The sequence below is a fragment of the Streptococcus sp. DD04 genome (assembly GCF_001578725.1).
GTDB classification, from domain to species: domain Bacteria; phylum Bacillota; class Bacilli; order Lactobacillales; family Streptococcaceae; genus Streptococcus; species Streptococcus sinensis.
In genome coordinates this window covers 524,706-540,151 of sequence record NZ_KQ968976.1, presented here as the reverse complement: position 1 = coordinate 540,151, position 15,446 = coordinate 524,706, and the positions used below count along the sequence as shown (strand labels likewise).

The window sequence follows — 15,446 nt, the reverse complement described above, 5'->3', positions numbered from 1 at the left end:
CCAAATCTGGGGAGTCAGCTGCTCGTCTTTTAGATAAACTGGGGGCGATTGTGACGGTCAATGATGGGAAACCCTTTGAGGAAAATCCAGCAGCCCAATCTTTGCTCGAAGAAGGAATTAAGGTCGTGACAGGTGGTCATCCTTTGGAACTGCTGGATGAAGATTTTGAGTGGATGGTAAAAAATCCAGGCATTCCTTACAATAATCCTATGGTCATAAGAGCTTTGGAAAAGAAGATTCCCGTTATTACCGAAGTGGAGCTGGCTTATCTGATTTCAGATGCGCCGATTATCGGGATTACTGGCTCAAATGGAAAAACCACCACCACGACCATGATTGCGGAAGTGCTAACAGCAGGCGGACAAAATGGTCTTTTGTCAGGAAATATCGGATTTCCAGCTAGTCAAGTCGCTCAAGATGCGGGTGAAACAGATACTCTGGTTATGGAACTTTCTTCCTTCCAATTAATGGGAATCGAAGCTTTCCATCCGGAAATAGCGGTGATTACAAATCTGATGCCGACACATCTTGACTATCACGGCTCTTTTGAAGATTATGTGGCAGCCAAGTGGAATATCCAAAAAAATATGACCGCTTCTGACTATGTCATTTTGAATTTCAATCAAGATTTGGCTAAAGAATTGGCTAAGAAAACGGCAGCCCAGGTGATTCCTTTTTCAACTCAAGAACAAGTCGATGGAGCCTACTTGGACGGCGATGTGCTGACCTTCCGTGGGGAAGCCATTATGAAAGCTTCTGAACTAGGCGTGCCTGGCAGTCACAATGTAGAAAATGCTCTAGCAACCATTGCTGTCGCCAAACTGCGTGGGGTTGACAATCAAGTGATTAAAGAAACTCTAGCTCATTTTGGTGGTGTCAAGCATCGTCTCCAGTATGTGGGTGAAATCAATCAAGTCAAATTTTACAATGACAGTAAATCAACTAATATCTTAGCGACACAAAAAGCTTTATCAGGTTTTGACAATAGCAAGGTTATTTTGATTGCTGGTGGTCTGGATCGAGGCAATGAATTTGATGAATTGGTGCCAGATATCAAAGGCTTGAAAAAGATGGTGATTTTAGGAGAATCGGCTGCGCGTGTTAAGCGGGCTGCGGATCAGGCAGAAGTAAGCTATCTGGACGCTTCAGATGTCAGAGACGCTACTCGCAAAGCCTTTTCTGTGGCGGAGCCTGGGGATGTTGTCCTTCTCAGTCCAGCCAATGCCAGCTGGGATATGTATAAGAATTTTGAAGTGCGGGGCGATGAATTCCTTGCCGTGTTTAAAGAATTAAAGGGATAAAATGAAAAAAATAGTATTTACAGGCGGAGGGACAGTTGGCCATGTGACCCTCAATCTTTTGCTGATGCCTAAATTTATCAAGGAGGGCTGGGAAGTCCATTATATCGGTGACCGCCATGGGATTGAGTACAAGGAAATTCAGAAATCAGGTCTACCTGTTGTTTTCCATTCGATTGCAACTGGCAAGCTCCGTCGCTATTTTTCATGGCAGAATCTTTGGGATGTTTTCAAAGTGGCAGGTGGGATTCTCCAGTCGCTGGGCATCATGTTGAGAGTACGTCCAAAAGCCCTGTTTTCAAAAGGAGGCTTTGTGTCTGTTCCACCAGTGATTGCGGCGAAGGTGACGGGCGTTCCAGTCTTCATTCATGAGTCTGATTTGTCGCTTGGCTTGGCTAATAAAATCGGTTATAAATGTGCAAGAAAAATGTACTCAACTTTTGATCAAGAACATTCTCTGACAAAAATTGAACATGTAGGGGCTGTGACAAAAGTTCGGGGAACAAAAACCGAGGAGCCGAGAGAACTGATCGATATTCGTCAGCATTTCAATGAGAACCTACCAACGATCCTTTTTATTGGCGGATCGGCTGGTGCTAAAGCTTTCAATAATTTTGTAGACAAAAACAAAGATTATTTGCTTACTAAGTACAATCTCATCAATCTGACGGGAGATAGTCGCTTAGATGAACTTTCTACTGGTTTATATCGTGTTTCTTATGTGACGGATTTATATCAACCACTGATGGATTTGGCAGACGTAGTGGTGACACGAGGAGGTTCAAATACTATTTTTGAGTTGCTTGCTATGAAGAAGCTACAGGTCATTGTACCTTTAGGACTTGGGGCAAGCAGAGGCGATCAGATTGAAAATGCCGACTATTTCGTAAAGAAAGGCTACGCAATGAAGATAAATGAAGAAAACCTAAATAGAGTGAATCTTCAAGTAGCTGTTAATGACTTGTTGAGAGAAAAAGAACATTATTATCAAAGAATGGAAAACTCTCATGAAATCAAGTCTGTAGATGAATTTTATGCAATTTTGAAAAATGACATCAACAAAGGGAAAAAATGACAAAACGGAAACAAGATGATCAGAAAGAAGCTAGAAAAAGTCTTTCTGAATGGCAGAGAAGAAATAAGGAATATCTTGAAAAGAAGGCTCAAGAAGAAGCAGAAAGGCAGAAGCAATTAGAGCAAGAACAGGCTTTAGCCGAGGAAAAAGATCAGAAAAATGATGAATCGGATATTACTGATGATTCTGAGGATCAAGAAATCGAAAATGATTCTGCAGATGAAACTTCTAATCTGAATGAGGAAGCAGATGCTGCAGGTGAAGAAAACGATGGATTTGAGTTAGATGAAGGGGAAGAACTTAGCAAAAAAGAGCTCAAAAGATTGGCCAAACTTGAAAGAGACGCTAATCGCATTCCGATAGAGAGAATCCATCTTTATCGTGCCTTGCCAGTTCTGATCATCAACGGGCTACTGATTTTGCTTTCTCTCTACTTTTTGACTCCTCTGGCAAACATAAAAACGATTCTATTTTCTGGTAATCAAATGGTCAGTCAGGAAGAATTGCTAAAAAATAGTAAGATTGATGACAGGGATTACACTCTGACAACTTTTATCAATCAAAAGAACCATGCACGCAATATGAAATTCTCCAACCCTTGGATTGATACGGTAGATATGACCTATCAGTTTCCTTTTACCTTCAATGTCAAAGTAAAAGAATATGGGGTTCTGGGATATTTGCACGAAAATGAAAACTACTATCCTATTTTGACTAGTGGAGAGGTTATCAAGGACGCAGTTGCTCCTGAGTCCTTGCCTGCTTCCTACATCTCTGTGGAATTTTCTGATCGACAGCTGATTAAATTGCTCGTCAGTCAGTTGGAAAAAGTACCAGATTCTGTAAAAAACAATATCCGAACAGTTCAAATAACCCCAAGTAAGGTGACGCAGGACTTAGCTACTTTGACAATGGGAGACGAACATCAGGTTCTGGTTCCTATTTCACAAATTGCAAGAAAACTCCCCTACTACGAGGGGATTCAGCCTCAGCTAGAATTTCCAAGCGTGGTGGATATGGAAGCTGGTATCTTTAGTTATCTGCAGGGCGCACAGAATGAAGAGCCTTCTGTTGAGCCAGAAGAGAAAACAGAAGACAAAATAGAGGAAGCGGCTTCGGATGACGAGAATCCTGAAATTCAAAATCAAACAGAAAATAATGAGAATGCTGAAAATAACTAATTATGTTGAGAAAAACTGCCCATTTTCATTTTCTTTATGATATAATAAAGTTTGGATAACTCTATTCTCAAGAGTTATTGTATAGACCGGAAACATGGAAGATAGAGAGGACTGATGTAATGGCTAGAGACGGCTTTTTTACTGGATTAGATATAGGAACTAGCTCAATCAAAGTGTTGGTGGCAGAGCACATCAACGGTGAAATGAATGTTATTGGAGTCAGTAATACAAAAAGTGCTGGCGTAAAAGATGGAATTATTGTAGATATTGAAGCTGCAGCGGCAGCAATTAAGTCAGCTATCACTCAAGCGGAGGAAAAAGCTGGGATTTCAATTGGTTTGGTCAATGTCGGTTTGCCTGCGAATCTATTGCAAATTGAACCAACGCAAGGGATGATTCCTGTGACGAGTGAATCACAAGAAATTACAGATGAGGATGTTAAGAACGTTGTCAGATCAGCTCTGACTAAGAGTATGACTCCTGATCGTGAAGTAATTACTTTCATTCCAGAGGAATTTGTAGTAGACGGCTTCCAAGGTATTCGCGATCCGCGAGGTATGATGGGAATCCGTTTGGAAATGCGTGGTCTTTTATACACAGGACCTCGTACGATTTTGCATAATCTTCGTAAAACAGTAGAGCGTGCAGGTGTCCAGCTGGAAAATGTGATTATCTCACCTCTTGCTATGACCAAGTCTATTTTGAACGAGGGAGAGCGTGAATTCGGTGCAACGATTATTGATATGGGCGGAGGTCAGACAACAGTAGCTTCTGTTCGTGGTCAAGAACTGCAATTCACCAATATCTATCAAGAAGGCGGCGATTACGTCACCAAAGATATTTCAAAGGTCTTGAAAACTTCACAAAAATTAGCTGAAAGTTTGAAATTTAATTACGGGGAAGCTTATGTACCAGCAGCTGGTTCGGAAACTTTCCAAGTAGAAGTGATTGGAGAAGTTGAACCGGTAGAAGTAACAGAAAGCTACTTAGCTGAAATCATTTCCGCTCGAATCAGACATATCTTTGAACAGGTTAAGCGTGATTTGGATAGAAGACATCTGCTTGAGCTACCAGGTGGCATAGTGATTGTTGGTGGAACAGCGATTCTTCCGGGAGTAGTAGAGTTAGCCCAAGAAGTGTTTGGTGTCAATGTGAAGCTCTATGTTCCAAATCAAATCGGTATTCGCAATCCAGCCTTTGCCCATGTAATTAGCTTATCAGAATATGCGGGTAATTTGACTGATGTGGATATGTTAGCTCAAATGGCTGTCCGTGGTGATGAACAGCTTCGTCATCAACCTATCGCCTTTGAACGCTCTGCTCAGCCTTTGCCACGTTTTAACAATAAGTCAGTAGAGGAAACGGCAGAAAAAACAGAAACGGATATTCCGCCATTAAGTAATAGTGTTCCAAACCAAGAACCAAAAACTTCGATTACAGATCGTGTACGTAATTTAATTGGTAATATGTTTGATTAAGGAGAGAAAATAAACTATGACATTTTCATTTGACGCTATGGCTGCTCAGGGAGCAGTTATCAAAGTAATTGGTGTTGGTGGAGGTGGCGGAAACGCCATTAACCGCATGATTGATGAAGGAGTTGCGGGGGTTGAATTTATCGCCGCAAATACAGACGTTCAAGCGCTTAGCGGTGCCAAAGCAGAAACTGTTATTCAATTAGGCCCTAAATTGACCCGTGGTCTTGGTGCCGGAGGACAGCCTGAGGTTGGCCGTAAAGCTGCCGAAGAAAGTGAGGAAGTCCTTACGGAAGCACTTGCAGGAGCAGACATGGTCTTTATTACTGCAGGTATGGGTGGAGGAACAGGTACAGGGGCTGCTCCTGTGATTGCACGAATTGCCAAAGGAATAGGCGCTCTGACAGTTGCAGTTATCACTCGCCCATTCGGTTTTGAAGGAACCAAACGTGGTAATTTTGCTATCGAGGGCATTAATGAACTCCGTGAGCATGTGGATACTCTCCTCATCATTTCTAACAACAACCTGCTTGAAATTGTAGATAAGAAGACACCGCTGCTGGAAGCTTTGAGTGAAGCAGACAATGTTCTTCGCCAAGGTGTGCAAGGAATTACGGATTTAATTACCAGCCCAGGCTTGATTAACTTGGACTTTGCTGATGTGAAAACTGTCATGGCTAATAAGGGTGACGCCCTTATGGGAATTGGTCTGGGTAACGGTGAAGAACGTGTTATTGAAGCAGCTCGTAAGGCTATTTACTCACCACTTCTTGAAACAACGATTGATGGTGCAGAAGATGTGATTGTCAACGTTACAGGTGGTCTTGATATGACCTTGATTGAAGCAGAAGAAGCTTCTGAAATTGTCAACCAAGCAGCTGGCCATGGTGTCAATATCTGGTTGGGTACATCAATCGATGAGTCAATGAAAGATGAAATCCGTGTTACAGTTGTGGCAACAGGTGTCCGACAAGATAAGGTTGATCGTGTCAGCGGCCTCCGCCAAACGCAAGGAAGCACTCGTCCGCAAGTTGAGTCAAAACGTGGCGAAGTACGTTCAGCACACTTTGACCGTAATTTTGATTTGACTGAAAAGGTTGACATGCCAACTCCTAGCCGTCCAAGAGCAGATGTTCCAAAGGGTTCTGCCTTTGGCGATTGGGATTTACGTCGAGAAGCGATAGTTCGTCCAGCTGAACCAGCTTCTTCAACTCGCGTGGAGCGTTACGCTGAAACAAATGAAGAGGATGATGAACTTGAAACACCTCCATTTTTCAGAAATCGTTAATCTAGAAAATGAATTTACAACAAAATAAAGATTTGATTTTTCGTTCGGTTGAAAGAATTGCTGAAAAATCAAATCGTTTAAAAAATTCAGTAAAAATCATTGCAGTCACGAAATATGTTGATTGTGAGACTGCTCGCCAGCTTGTAAACACAGGGATTCAGCATATCGGTGAAAACCGTGTGGGCAAATTTTTGGAAAAATATCAAGCTTTAAAAAATGAAAATCTTACTTGGCACTTAATTGGGAGTTTGCAAAGACGAAAAGTAAAAGATATAATTAATTATGTTGATTATTTTCACGCTTTAGATTCTATAAAATTAGCTCAAGAGATTGATAAGCGAGCGGAACATGTGATACAATGTTTTTTACAAGTGAATATTTCTAAGGAAGCAAGTAAACATGGTTTTCAGGTGGAAGAACTTGATGATGTGTTGTCTGAACTTGAAAAATTAGAAAATATTCGTCTTGTTGGATTAATGACAATGGCTCCATTTGAGGCTAGTCATGATGAGTTGAATCACATTTTTGAGGCAACTCACCAACTTCAAAAAGAATTACAAAAGAAGCAGTTGAAAAATATGCCATTTACCGATTTGAGTATGGGGATGAGTCGAGATTATCCAGAGGCTATTGCCAATGGGGCAACATATGTTCGAATCGGTACCGCATTTTTTGAATAGGAAAGAACTATGTCATTTAAAGATAGATTTGATAAATTTATAGATTATTTCACAGAAGATGGAGAGGATACAGCTGTCCCGCAACAGGCAGCTAAGCTTCCAAGCAGTTCGCAAAAGCCTGAATTGTTGCAGTCTCAGCCTGTAAAAGAGACGAAGTCTCCTCGTACAGCTCCTGCTCAACCGCAGCCGCAGTCTTCTACAGAAAATATTACGAGATTACATGCTCGCCAGCAAGAATTGGCTCAAAACCGCGCTAAGGCTGATGAGAAGATTACGATTGATGTGCGCTATCCTAAAAAGTATGAGGAAGCAACAGAGATTGTAGACTTGCTTTTGGCAAATGAAAGCATTCTGATTGACTTTCAGTATATGACTGAGGTTCAGGCACGTCGTTGTTTGGATTATCTTGATGGTGCCCGTTATGTTTTAGCAGGTAATTTGAAAAAGGTTGCGAGTACCATGTACTTGCTGACGCCAATCAATGTTGTAGTCAATATTGAGGATATTCGTCTTCCAAACGATGTTGAATTAAGTGAATTTGACTTTGATATGAAGCGTAGTAGATAATAGATGACTTATTTTATTATTAGGATAATCTCTAATGCCATCAACGTTTATTCCTTGGTGATGCTCATTTATGCAGTTTTATCATGGTTTCCTGGAGGATATGAAACAGCTTTAGGGAAGTTGGTCATTAGTGTAGTGGAACCATTTCTCCGTCTATTTCGAGGTTTACCTTTACAATTTGGAAGAATAGATTTCACGGTTATGGTAGCTTTCTTTGTTCTAAAATTTTTGAACGTTCTAGTTTTATGGCTGGTTGGATATCTATCACTACTATGGTAAGAAATATTCATCAGCATTTTGCTCAAGAAGATCAAGATTTTATTGATAGAAGTTTAGAAATATTCCAGAGGGTTCAAGACTATTATCACTTTGAAACGACTTCCTTCTTAAATCCTCATCAAGTTGCAATTATGAGGAATATCGGAAAGCAATATGATTTGCAAGTATTTGTCAGCTCAGATTTTTTTCCAAGCGAGTTGGCAAAGGTTCTTATTGCCCCTCCTTACTATGAATTCAATCCTGAAGATTTTGAGATTAGCTTGCTGGAAATAGTTTATGCAAGCAAATTTTATAGAATTAACCATTCTCAGATAATGGGAACGCTTCTTAATCAATTAGGGATTGAAAGAAAGACTTTTGGAGATATTCTCGTTATCGAAGATAGAGCTCAGATTTTTGTTGATAAAAAATTAGCTCAATATTTTATTGATAATGTTTTGAAGATTTCTAAATCGCCAGTGAAGCTACAAGAGGTTGAGCTAGAAGAGCAACTGATTGAACAGAAAGTGACAGTTACAAAAGATATACTGGTTTCTAGTTTGCGTTTAGATAAATTAGTGGCAAGTATCTTTAAATTGTCAAGAAGTCAGGCAGTTCAACTCATCTCAGCAAAGCATGTGAAGCTAAACTATGCGGTAAGCGACAAGCCGGATCAGCAGATTGAGCTAGACGATTTGATTAGCGTTAGAAGATTTGGAAGAGCAAAAGTTTTAAGCGAGAACGGTTTTTCAAAAAATGGGAAGCATAAATTAACTGTTGAATTATTATCTAGTAAATGAGGAGAAGATATGACATTAACATCATTAGAAATTAAAGACAAATCTTTTGCGACGAAATTCAGAGGCTACAATGTCGAAGAAGTTGATGAGTTTCTTGATATTGTTGTAAGGGATTATGAAGATTTGGTTCGTGAAAATCATGAAAAGGAAGCAAAGATTCGTAATCTTGAAGAACGCTTAATCTATTTTGACGAGATGAAGGATTCTCTCAGCCAATCTGTATTGATTGCTCAAGATACAGCCGAGCGTGTTAAACAGGCGGCGAATGAGCGCTCAGCTAATATTATTCGTCAAGCAGAGCAGGATGCACAGCATCTATTGGATGGCGCTAAATATAAGGCCAACGAGATCCTTCGTCAAGCTACTGATAATGCTAAAAAAGTAGCGGTTGAAACAGAAGAATTAAAAAATAAGACACGTGTTTTCCATCAGCGTCTCAAGTCGACGATTGAGAGTCAGCTGACAATTGTAGATTCGCCAGAGTGGGAAGAAATTTTGCGGCCGACTGCAACCTATCTTCAAACCAGCGATGAAGCGTTTAAAGAAGTTATTGAAGAAGCTCTGGGAGAAACGGTTGTTACTCCGGAAGAAGTGGATGTCACTCGCCAATTCTCTCCGGAAGAATTAGCCGAATTGCAAGAGCGGATTGAACATGCCAATAGAGAATTGGCTGCAACTCAATCTTTTGCTCCCCTAGATGAAGAGATAGTAAAAGCACATCAAGAGGAACTTTTTAGAACTGAATCAGATGAAGAAGATGACTCTGAAGGCAGTCAAAGAATTCCAATTAATATCTTATAATTGTAGAAACACAAATCAGACAAAATATTTTCAGCGAGCAGGTGATGGTGAGAGGCCTGTAATCCCTTTTGTTTGATTTATCATTCTGTCTAATTATATCTGAACTGAGTAAGATATGACGTCTGCCTACGTTACGGGCTAAGAGGGACAGGCTTTTTCCTGTCTAAACAAAGGTGGTACCACGAATTTTCGTCCTTTAGGAGAAGTTTGTGGTTTTTTATTTTGAAAAATGATATTTATGAGGAGAATCGATGAAACTCAAAGAAACACTGAATCTTGGAAAAACTGCTTTTCCGATGCGGGCTGGCCTGCCAAATAAAGAACCAATCTGGCAAAAAGAATGGGATGAGGCTAAGCTTTATCAGCGCCGTCAAGAATTAAATGCAGGCAAACCGCATTTTGTCCTGCATGATGGACCACCCTATGCGAACGGAAATATTCACGTTGGTCATGCCATGAATAAAATTTCCAAGGATATCATTGTCCGTTCGAAGTCTATGGCAGGCTACTATGCGCCCTACATTCCAGGATGGGATACGCATGGTCTTCCTATTGAGCAGGTGTTGGCCAAGCAAGGTGTAAAGCGTAAAGAACTGGACTTGGTAGAGTACCTCAATATGTGTCGGGACTATGCCCTCAGCCAAGTCGAAAAGCAAAAAGAAGACTTCAAGCGTTTGGGTGTTTCTGGTGACTGGGATAATCCTTATGTGACTTTGACCCCTGACTATGAAGCAGCTCAGATCCGCGTCTTTGGTGAAATGGCTAAGAAAGGCTACATTTACCGTGGTGCTAAGCCAGTTTACTGGTCTTGGTCTTCTGAGTCAGCTTTGGCTGAAGCGGAAATTGAATACCATGATTTGGTTTCCACATCTCTCTACTATGCTAACCGTGTCAAAGATGGTAAAGGGGTCTTGGACACAGATACTTACATCGTCGTATGGACAACAACTCCATTTACCATTACAGCTTCCCGTGGTTTGACAGTTGGAGCAGATATTGACTACGTTTTGGTCCAGCCTGCGGGTGAAATTCGCAAGTTTATTGTAGCGTCTGAATTGTTGAGTAGTTTGTCTGAGAAATTTGGCTGGGCCGATGTTCAAGTTTTAGCTACCTACCGTGGTCAAGAATTGAACCAGATCGTGACGGCTCACCCATGGGATACTGCTGTAGATGAGTTGGTCATTTTGGGTGATCACGTTACGACTGACTCTGGTACTGGTATCGTCCATACAGCCCCTGGTTTTGGTGAGGACGACTACAATGTCGGTGTGGCCAACGGTCTTGAAGTCGCTGTGACGGTTAACGAGCGCGGTATCATGATGGCAAATGCTGGTCCTGACTTTGAAGGCCAATTCTATGACAAGGTTGTACCAACTGTTATTGAAAAACTTGGTGACTTGCTCCTTGCTCAGGAAGAAATTTCTCACTCCTACCCATTTGACTGGCGTACCAAGAAGCCAATTATCTGGCGGGCAGTGCCACAGTGGTTTGCATCTGTTTCCAAATTCCGTCAAGAAATTTTGGACGAAATTGAAAAAGTTAAATTCCATTCTGAATGGGGTAAAGTACGTCTCTACAATATGATTCGCGACCGTGGCGACTGGGTTATCTCTCGTCAGCGGGCTTGGGGAGTTCCACTTCCAATCTTCTATGCTGAAGACGGAACACCAATCATGACGGCCGAAACCATCGAACACGTGGCTCAGCTCTTTGAAGAGCATGGCTCTATCGTTTGGTGGGAGAGAGATGCTAAAGACCTCTTGCCAGCAGGATTTACCCATCCGGGTTCTCCAAATGGTGAATTCAAAAAAGAGACAGACATCATGGATGTTTGGTTTGACTCGGGTTCATCATGGAATGGGGTGGTGGTTAACCGTCCAGAGTTGACTTACCCAGCAGATCTTTATCTAGAAGGTTCAGACCAATACCGTGGTTGGTTTAACTCATCACTCATCACATCAGTTGCCAACCATGGCGTGGCCCCTTACAAACAAATCTTGTCACAAGGCTTTGCCTTAGATGGTAAGGGTGAAAAGATGTCTAAATCCCTTGGAAATACCATTGCTCCAAGCGATGTTGAAAAACAATTTGGTGCGGAAATCTTGCGTCTCTGGGTAACCAGTGTAGACTCTAGCAACGACGTTCGTATCTCTATGGATATCTTGAGCCAAGTTTCTGAAACCTACCGTAAGATTCGGAATACCTTGCGTTTCTTGATTGCCAATACCTCTGACTTTAATCCAGCTGAGGATGCCGTAGCTTACGAAGAACTTCGCTCCGTTGATAAATACATGACTATCCGCTTCAATCAGTTGGTAGATACCATTCGCAAGGCCTACGCAGACTTTGAGTTTCTGACTATTTATAAAGCTATTGTTAACTTTGTGACCGTTGACTTGTCCGCTTTCTATCTGGACTTTGCCAAAGACGTTGTCTACATTGAAGGTGCGAAGTCACTCGCGCGCCGTCAAATGCAGACTGTTTTCTATGATATTTTGGTTAAGATTACTAAGTTGTTGACGCCAATTCTGCCACACACAGCAGAAGAAATCTGGTCATATCTTGAATTTGAAGTAGAAGACTTTGTCCAATTGTCAGAATTGCCAGAAGCTCTGACTTTCCCAAATCAAGAAGAAATCTTGGACACTTGGTCTGCCTTTATGGACTTCCGCAGCCAGGCTCAGAAAGCCTTGGAAGAAGCCCGCAATGAAAAGGTTATCGGGAAGTCATTGGAAGCACACCTGACCGTCTATCCAAATGAAGTCATTAAGACCTTGCTGGCAGCAGTTAATAGCGACGTAGCTCAACTTCTCATCGTTTCTCAGTTGACCATTGCTGAAGAAACTGCTCCTGAAGGTGCTGTAACCTTTGAAGATGTGGCTTTCACAGTAGAGCATGCGCAGGGGCAAGTCTGTGAACGTTGCCGCCGCATTGATTCGACTGTTCAAGAACGCAGCTACAATGCACTTGTCTGTGATCACTGTGCTCAAATTGTCGAAGAAAACTTCGCAGAAGCAGTAGCTCAAGGCTTTGAGGCCAAGTAAGTTTTGAAAATATAAAATGGCTTTGCCCTTTAGTGGTAAGCCATTTTTTAGATAGATTGATTTGAAAATTTGTTAATTTGTTAAATTAAAACTAAATTAGAAAAAACAAACAGTTGCAAGTGCAACTATTTTCTGTTATACTGCTTATAACTTAGGTGTGTCTATTTTATCTAGAATATTTTGGAGCTGAAAAAGCTCAGAGGAAGTTAATTGATGCAGCTTCGTCTGAATATACCTATCCTCAAAGCCAATCAGCTTGTCGTATACTTTTAGAGCAGAAGTCGTTGGATAGAGCTCCTTGAATTTCTTATTTTGAGCCTTGGTTTTTTTGACAATCAAGCCTCTTTCCTCCAGTTTTCGTAAAGAGCGGCTCAGCGTAGTCTTGTCAATCTGAACCAGCTCTGCTAGCTGGGATTGATGGATGGCAGGATGTTCGACAATGCGAGTAAGGATTAGAAAGAGATTATTATCTAGCCTGTATTGGCTGGCTTCCTGATTCATTTTCATCATAGCTTGACGGGAGATGGCTCCCATTTGGCGAAATAACTGATGATAATTCATAAGAACTCCTATTATAGTTGCATTTACGATCATTATATAATAAAGCAAGGATGGAAACAAGTATGTGGTATAAAAAATATTTGCCAGAGTTGGATACACTAGAGTTTTACAAGATTTTAAAACTGCGGATCGATACTTTTGTCGTCGAGCAAGAGCGAATCTATCATGAATTGGATGAGAAAGATCTAACAGCTGTGCACATTTTCCATGTAAATGAGCAAGAGGAAGTGGATGCCTATGCCCGCGTGTTTGTGCAAGATGGAAAAGTCGTTTTCGGCCGCCTTGTGACAGCTCCGTCAGCTCGGGGGAAAGGATTAGGCAGTCGCTTAGTAGAGGAAATTCTGAATCTTTGTACTGAAAAGTGGCCAAGAAAAATGATTGAAATTGAAGCTCAGGAGCAAGTCGTGGGGCTTTATGAAAAATTTGGTTTTGTAACTCAGGGAGACCCTTTTATCTTTGAATCAACGCCCCACATCAAAATGATTTACAAAAAATGAAAAAATCCAGCTGACTCCCCCTTTCTTGATGGAGGTGAAATCAGTTGGATTTTACTATATTACATCATGGAATATTCGTCTGCTAACATGACCGTTTCTCTGCCGTTATTGTCCACAACATAAATCATTCGGGGGTAAAACGGGTCAAATCTATAGGCGAAGTCAAAGGAGATGAGTGTGTCGAGATGATCCTCGGAGAATCGGAAGGTCAGCTTGCCCTTGTTATTGATTAATTCGAAGCGAATCAGGTTATTCAGGGGAAAGACATCTTTGAGGAAGTTGTCGATGATGTACCAGAAAGTGTCAATCACATCATCTGGCAAGCTAGTGATAACGCCAAAGCTGGCATAGCGACCACGAGTATTGGTAAAAGCCATGAGACTCACTCCTTTCTGGAAATCTAGCTACTGAGGATCCAAGTGTTGTCACTAGCAGCATTGTTGGTTCTATCATACAAGAAATAAGTGGGAATTGCAAGGAATTTCTCCTTTGCTGGGTAGGAGATTAGGAGGAAAGAGAGAAAGAAAAAGAGCTTGCGCTCTTTGACAACTTTATCGATTCTTTAGTTCAACATAACGTTTGTACCAAATTTTCACATAAGCATCGGAGAAGGGGCCACGTTCTTTATTGATCCAGTCAACCAGAATTTTGACGTTTTCCTTGAGAATGAAATCCAAATCATCCGAATAGTTCATTTGCCTTTTATGACGCTCATACTCTTCCACATCCAGCAGCCGTTTTTCGCCATCTGTGAAGACCTTGACATCTAAATCATAGTCGATGTACTTGAGGGCTTCATTGTCCAGATAGTAGGGGCTAGCGAGGTTGCAGTAGTATGAAGTGCCATTTTCACGAATCATGGCAATGATATTAAACCAATATTTCTTATGAAAATAGACAATGGCAGGCTCTCGTGTTACCCAGCGCCGGCCATCACTTTCTGTCACCAGTGTGTGGTCATTAACGCCAATAATGGCATTTTCTGTTGTCTTTAGTACCATGGTATCTCGCCAAGTGCGGTGAAGATTCCCATCATGCTTATAACTTTGAATTGTAATAAAGTCGCCTTCTTTGGGAAGTTTCATAACCTACCAACTTTCTACAATTTATAAGTTTATCCTCTTTATTGTAACATATTTTCATAAAAATGCCTAAGTTTTCATAGAAAATCTTAAAGATATTCTCTTAGAGCGCTGGCAATGTCCGAAAAATCATACCCTTTGCGGGCCAGAGCTTGGGTCAGACGCTGTTTTAAGTCGTAGCCCTCGTACTTTTTGGAGTACTTGCGGTATTGCTTGTCTAGTTCTTTATAGAGGAGTTCTTGTTGGTTTTCCTGGTCTTCTTCGATGTCTAAATGATCGAAGGCCTCTTTGGCTTGTCCATAGGAAAATCCTTTGTTTATCAGGGCTTGGAGGATTTTATCCTGTAGCGCCTTGCTGGGAAGCTTTCCCTGATATTTCTTTAAAAGTTTCTCAGCAACTCGCTCGGCTACTTCAGTGAAATCAAACTGGCTCAATTCTTCTTCAATGATAGTGGCAGAAATCCCTTTTTGACTGAGTTTTTGCTTGAGAACAAAAGAGCCCTTGTCACCAGTGAGAAGGTTGGATTGAATAAAAGAATTAGCATATTTTCTGTCGTTGATCCAATTTTCTTTTTTCAAAGCGTCCAAGACTTGGCTGATGATGTCTAGTTGAATATCGTGCTGGGTCAGGTAGTCCTTGACTTCCTTGGCAGTTCTTTGCTTGAAGGAGAGATGGTAGAGGGCTAGATTTTTTCCGTAGGAAAATTGAGCATAACCTTGAATTTCCCTGAGTTCCTGCTCCGTGATTTCCATTCCTTTAGACAGCATGAAGTGGACGATAGTGTCTTCTGTAATATAGAGCTTTTCACTGTCGTCCAACTCTAAGAGGTAAAGCTGTTT

General features: G+C 41.2%; 16 protein-coding genes and 1 other annotated feature. Of the genes, 12 read left to right on the top strand and 4 right to left on the bottom strand.

Annotated features, from left to right (window positions below):
* The 11 genes from murD to ileS all read left to right on the top strand — a co-directional run.
* A partial coding sequence (gene murD, locus STRDD04_RS02620) for a UDP-N-acetylmuramoyl-L-alanine--D-glutamate ligase (RefSeq protein WP_062199097.1) occupies window positions 1-1,301 on the top strand: 1,301 nt, incomplete at its 5' end.
* 1 nt (window position 1,302) lies between these two features.
* Window positions 1,303-2,373, top strand: a complete 1,071-nt coding sequence (locus STRDD04_RS02615) for a UDP-N-acetylglucosamine--N-acetylmuramyl-(pentapeptide) pyrophosphoryl-undecaprenol N-acetylglucosamine transferase (protein ID WP_062199095.1) — start codon at window positions 1,303-1,305, stop codon at window positions 2,371-2,373.
* The gene (locus STRDD04_RS02610; RefSeq protein ID WP_062199093.1) at window positions 2,370-3,554 is read left to right on the top strand and encodes a cell division protein FtsQ/DivIB; all 1,185 of its coding nucleotides are present in this window, start codon (window positions 2,370-2,372) and stop codon (window positions 3,552-3,554) included. Before STRDD04_RS02615 ends, STRDD04_RS02610 begins: the two co-directional genes overlap by 4 nt.
* Before the next feature lie 119 nt (window positions 3,555-3,673).
* Window positions 3,674-5,032 carry a cell division protein FtsA gene (gene ftsA, locus STRDD04_RS02605; protein ID WP_062199091.1) on the top strand — a complete coding sequence of 453 codons (1,359 nt, stop codon included), beginning with the start codon at window positions 3,674-3,676 and terminating at the stop codon, window positions 5,030-5,032.
* Window positions 5,033-5,048: 16 nt separating this feature from the next.
* On the top strand, window positions 5,049-6,317 hold the full coding sequence (gene ftsZ, locus STRDD04_RS02600) for a cell division protein FtsZ (RefSeq protein WP_062199090.1): 1,269 nt from the start codon (window positions 5,049-5,051) through the stop codon (window positions 6,315-6,317).
* A gap of 8 nt (window positions 6,318-6,325) precedes the next feature.
* Window positions 6,326-6,997: a YggS family pyridoxal phosphate-dependent enzyme gene (locus STRDD04_RS02595; RefSeq protein ID WP_062199087.1), complete on the top strand. Its 672-nt coding sequence runs from the start codon at window positions 6,326-6,328 to the stop codon at window positions 6,995-6,997.
* A 9-nt stretch (window positions 6,998-7,006) separates the two neighbouring features.
* Complete coding sequence (locus STRDD04_RS02590) at window positions 7,007-7,564, top strand: cell division protein SepF (RefSeq protein ID WP_037615975.1); 558 nt, start codon at window positions 7,007-7,009, stop codon at window positions 7,562-7,564.
* 3 nt (window positions 7,565-7,567) lie between these two features.
* Window positions 7,568-7,843, top strand: coding sequence for a YggT family protein (locus STRDD04_RS02585; RefSeq protein WP_037615977.1), 276 nt, complete (start codon window positions 7,568-7,570; stop codon window positions 7,841-7,843).
* Window positions 7,837-8,622: a YlmH family RNA-binding protein gene (locus STRDD04_RS02580; protein ID WP_062199085.1), complete on the top strand. Its 786-nt coding sequence runs from the start codon at window positions 7,837-7,839 to the stop codon at window positions 8,620-8,622. The genes STRDD04_RS02585 and STRDD04_RS02580 overlap by 7 nt, the downstream gene beginning before the upstream one ends.
* A gap of 9 nt (window positions 8,623-8,631) precedes the next feature.
* A complete protein-coding gene (locus STRDD04_RS02575) occupies window positions 8,632-9,423 on the top strand; it encodes a DivIVA domain-containing protein (RefSeq protein WP_037615981.1) in 792 nt (263 codons plus the stop codon).
* Window positions 9,415-9,623: a binding site (T-box leader), on the top strand. (Overlaps the previous gene by 9 nt.)
* 51 nt (window positions 9,624-9,674) lie before the next feature.
* Complete coding sequence (ileS, locus tag STRDD04_RS02570; RefSeq protein WP_062199083.1) at window positions 9,675-12,467, top strand: isoleucine--tRNA ligase; 2,793 nt, start codon at window positions 9,675-9,677, stop codon at window positions 12,465-12,467.
* A gap of 144 nt (window positions 12,468-12,611) precedes the next feature.
* Here the strand turns inward: ileS and STRDD04_RS02565 are convergent, their stop codons facing one another.
* On the bottom strand, window positions 12,612-13,028 hold the full coding sequence (locus STRDD04_RS02565) for a MarR family winged helix-turn-helix transcriptional regulator (protein ID WP_062199082.1): 417 nt from the start codon (window positions 13,026-13,028) through the stop codon (window positions 12,612-12,614).
* 62 nt (window positions 13,029-13,090) lie between these two features.
* Here STRDD04_RS02565 and STRDD04_RS02560 point away from each other — a divergent pair, with 62 nt between their 5' ends.
* Window positions 13,091-13,525 (top strand): GNAT family N-acetyltransferase, encoded by a 435-nt coding sequence (locus STRDD04_RS02560; protein WP_062199080.1) that lies wholly within the window; start codon window positions 13,091-13,093, stop codon window positions 13,523-13,525.
* A 59-nt stretch (window positions 13,526-13,584) separates the two neighbouring features.
* On the opposite strand, the gene STRDD04_RS02555 is transcribed toward STRDD04_RS02560, so the two are convergent.
* The 3 genes from STRDD04_RS02555 to recX all read right to left on the bottom strand — a co-directional run.
* Window positions 13,585-13,902: a DUF960 domain-containing protein gene (locus STRDD04_RS02555; protein ID WP_062199078.1), complete on the bottom strand. Its 318-nt coding sequence runs from the start codon at window positions 13,900-13,902 to the stop codon at window positions 13,585-13,587.
* A gap of 174 nt (window positions 13,903-14,076) precedes the next feature.
* Entirely contained in the window at window positions 14,077-14,610 is a 534-nt protein-coding gene (ntdP, locus tag STRDD04_RS02550) for a nucleoside tri-diphosphate phosphatase (protein ID WP_062199076.1), read from the bottom strand.
* A gap of 86 nt (window positions 14,611-14,696) precedes the next feature.
* Window positions 14,697-15,446: recombination regulator RecX (gene recX / locus STRDD04_RS02545; RefSeq protein ID WP_082757328.1), on the bottom strand; the 750-nt coding region annotated here is incomplete at its 5' end.

Excerpts from the sequence above, each read along its gene's own strand:
- STRDD04_RS02615 (WP_062199095.1), top strand. The coding sequence starts at position 1,303 with ATGAAAAAAATAGTATTTACAGGCGGAGGGACAGTTGGCCATGTGACC.
- ntdP (WP_062199076.1), bottom strand. The coding sequence starts at position 14,610 with ATGAAACTTCCCAAAGAAGGCGACTTTATTACAATTCAAAGTTATAAG.
- STRDD04_RS02575 (WP_037615981.1), top strand. The coding sequence starts at position 8,632 with ATGACATTAACATCATTAGAAATTAAAGACAAATCTTTTGCGACGAAA.
- STRDD04_RS02565 (WP_062199082.1), bottom strand. The coding sequence starts at position 13,028 with ATGAATTATCATCAGTTATTTCGCCAAATGGGAGCCATCTCCCGTCAA.
- STRDD04_RS02585 (WP_037615977.1), top strand. The coding sequence starts at position 7,568 with ATGACTTATTTTATTATTAGGATAATCTCTAATGCCATCAACGTTTAT.
- ftsA (WP_062199091.1), top strand. The coding sequence starts at position 3,674 with ATGGCTAGAGACGGCTTTTTTACTGGATTAGATATAGGAACTAGCTCA.
- STRDD04_RS02590 (WP_037615975.1), top strand. The coding sequence starts at position 7,007 with ATGTCATTTAAAGATAGATTTGATAAATTTATAGATTATTTCACAGAA.
- ftsZ (WP_062199090.1), top strand. The coding sequence starts at position 5,049 with ATGACATTTTCATTTGACGCTATGGCTGCTCAGGGAGCAGTTATCAAA.
- ileS (WP_062199083.1), top strand. The coding sequence starts at position 9,675 with ATGAAACTCAAAGAAACACTGAATCTTGGAAAAACTGCTTTTCCGATG.
- STRDD04_RS02595 (WP_062199087.1), top strand. The coding sequence starts at position 6,326 with ATGAATTTACAACAAAATAAAGATTTGATTTTTCGTTCGGTTGAAAGA.
- STRDD04_RS02560 (WP_062199080.1), top strand. The coding sequence starts at position 13,091 with ATGTGGTATAAAAAATATTTGCCAGAGTTGGATACACTAGAGTTTTAC.
- STRDD04_RS02555 (WP_062199078.1), bottom strand. The coding sequence starts at position 13,902 with ATGGCTTTTACCAATACTCGTGGTCGCTATGCCAGCTTTGGCGTTATC.
- STRDD04_RS02580 (WP_062199085.1), top strand. The coding sequence starts at position 7,837 with ATGGTAAGAAATATTCATCAGCATTTTGCTCAAGAAGATCAAGATTTT.
- STRDD04_RS02610 (WP_062199093.1), top strand. The coding sequence starts at position 2,370 with ATGACAAAACGGAAACAAGATGATCAGAAAGAAGCTAGAAAAAGTCTT.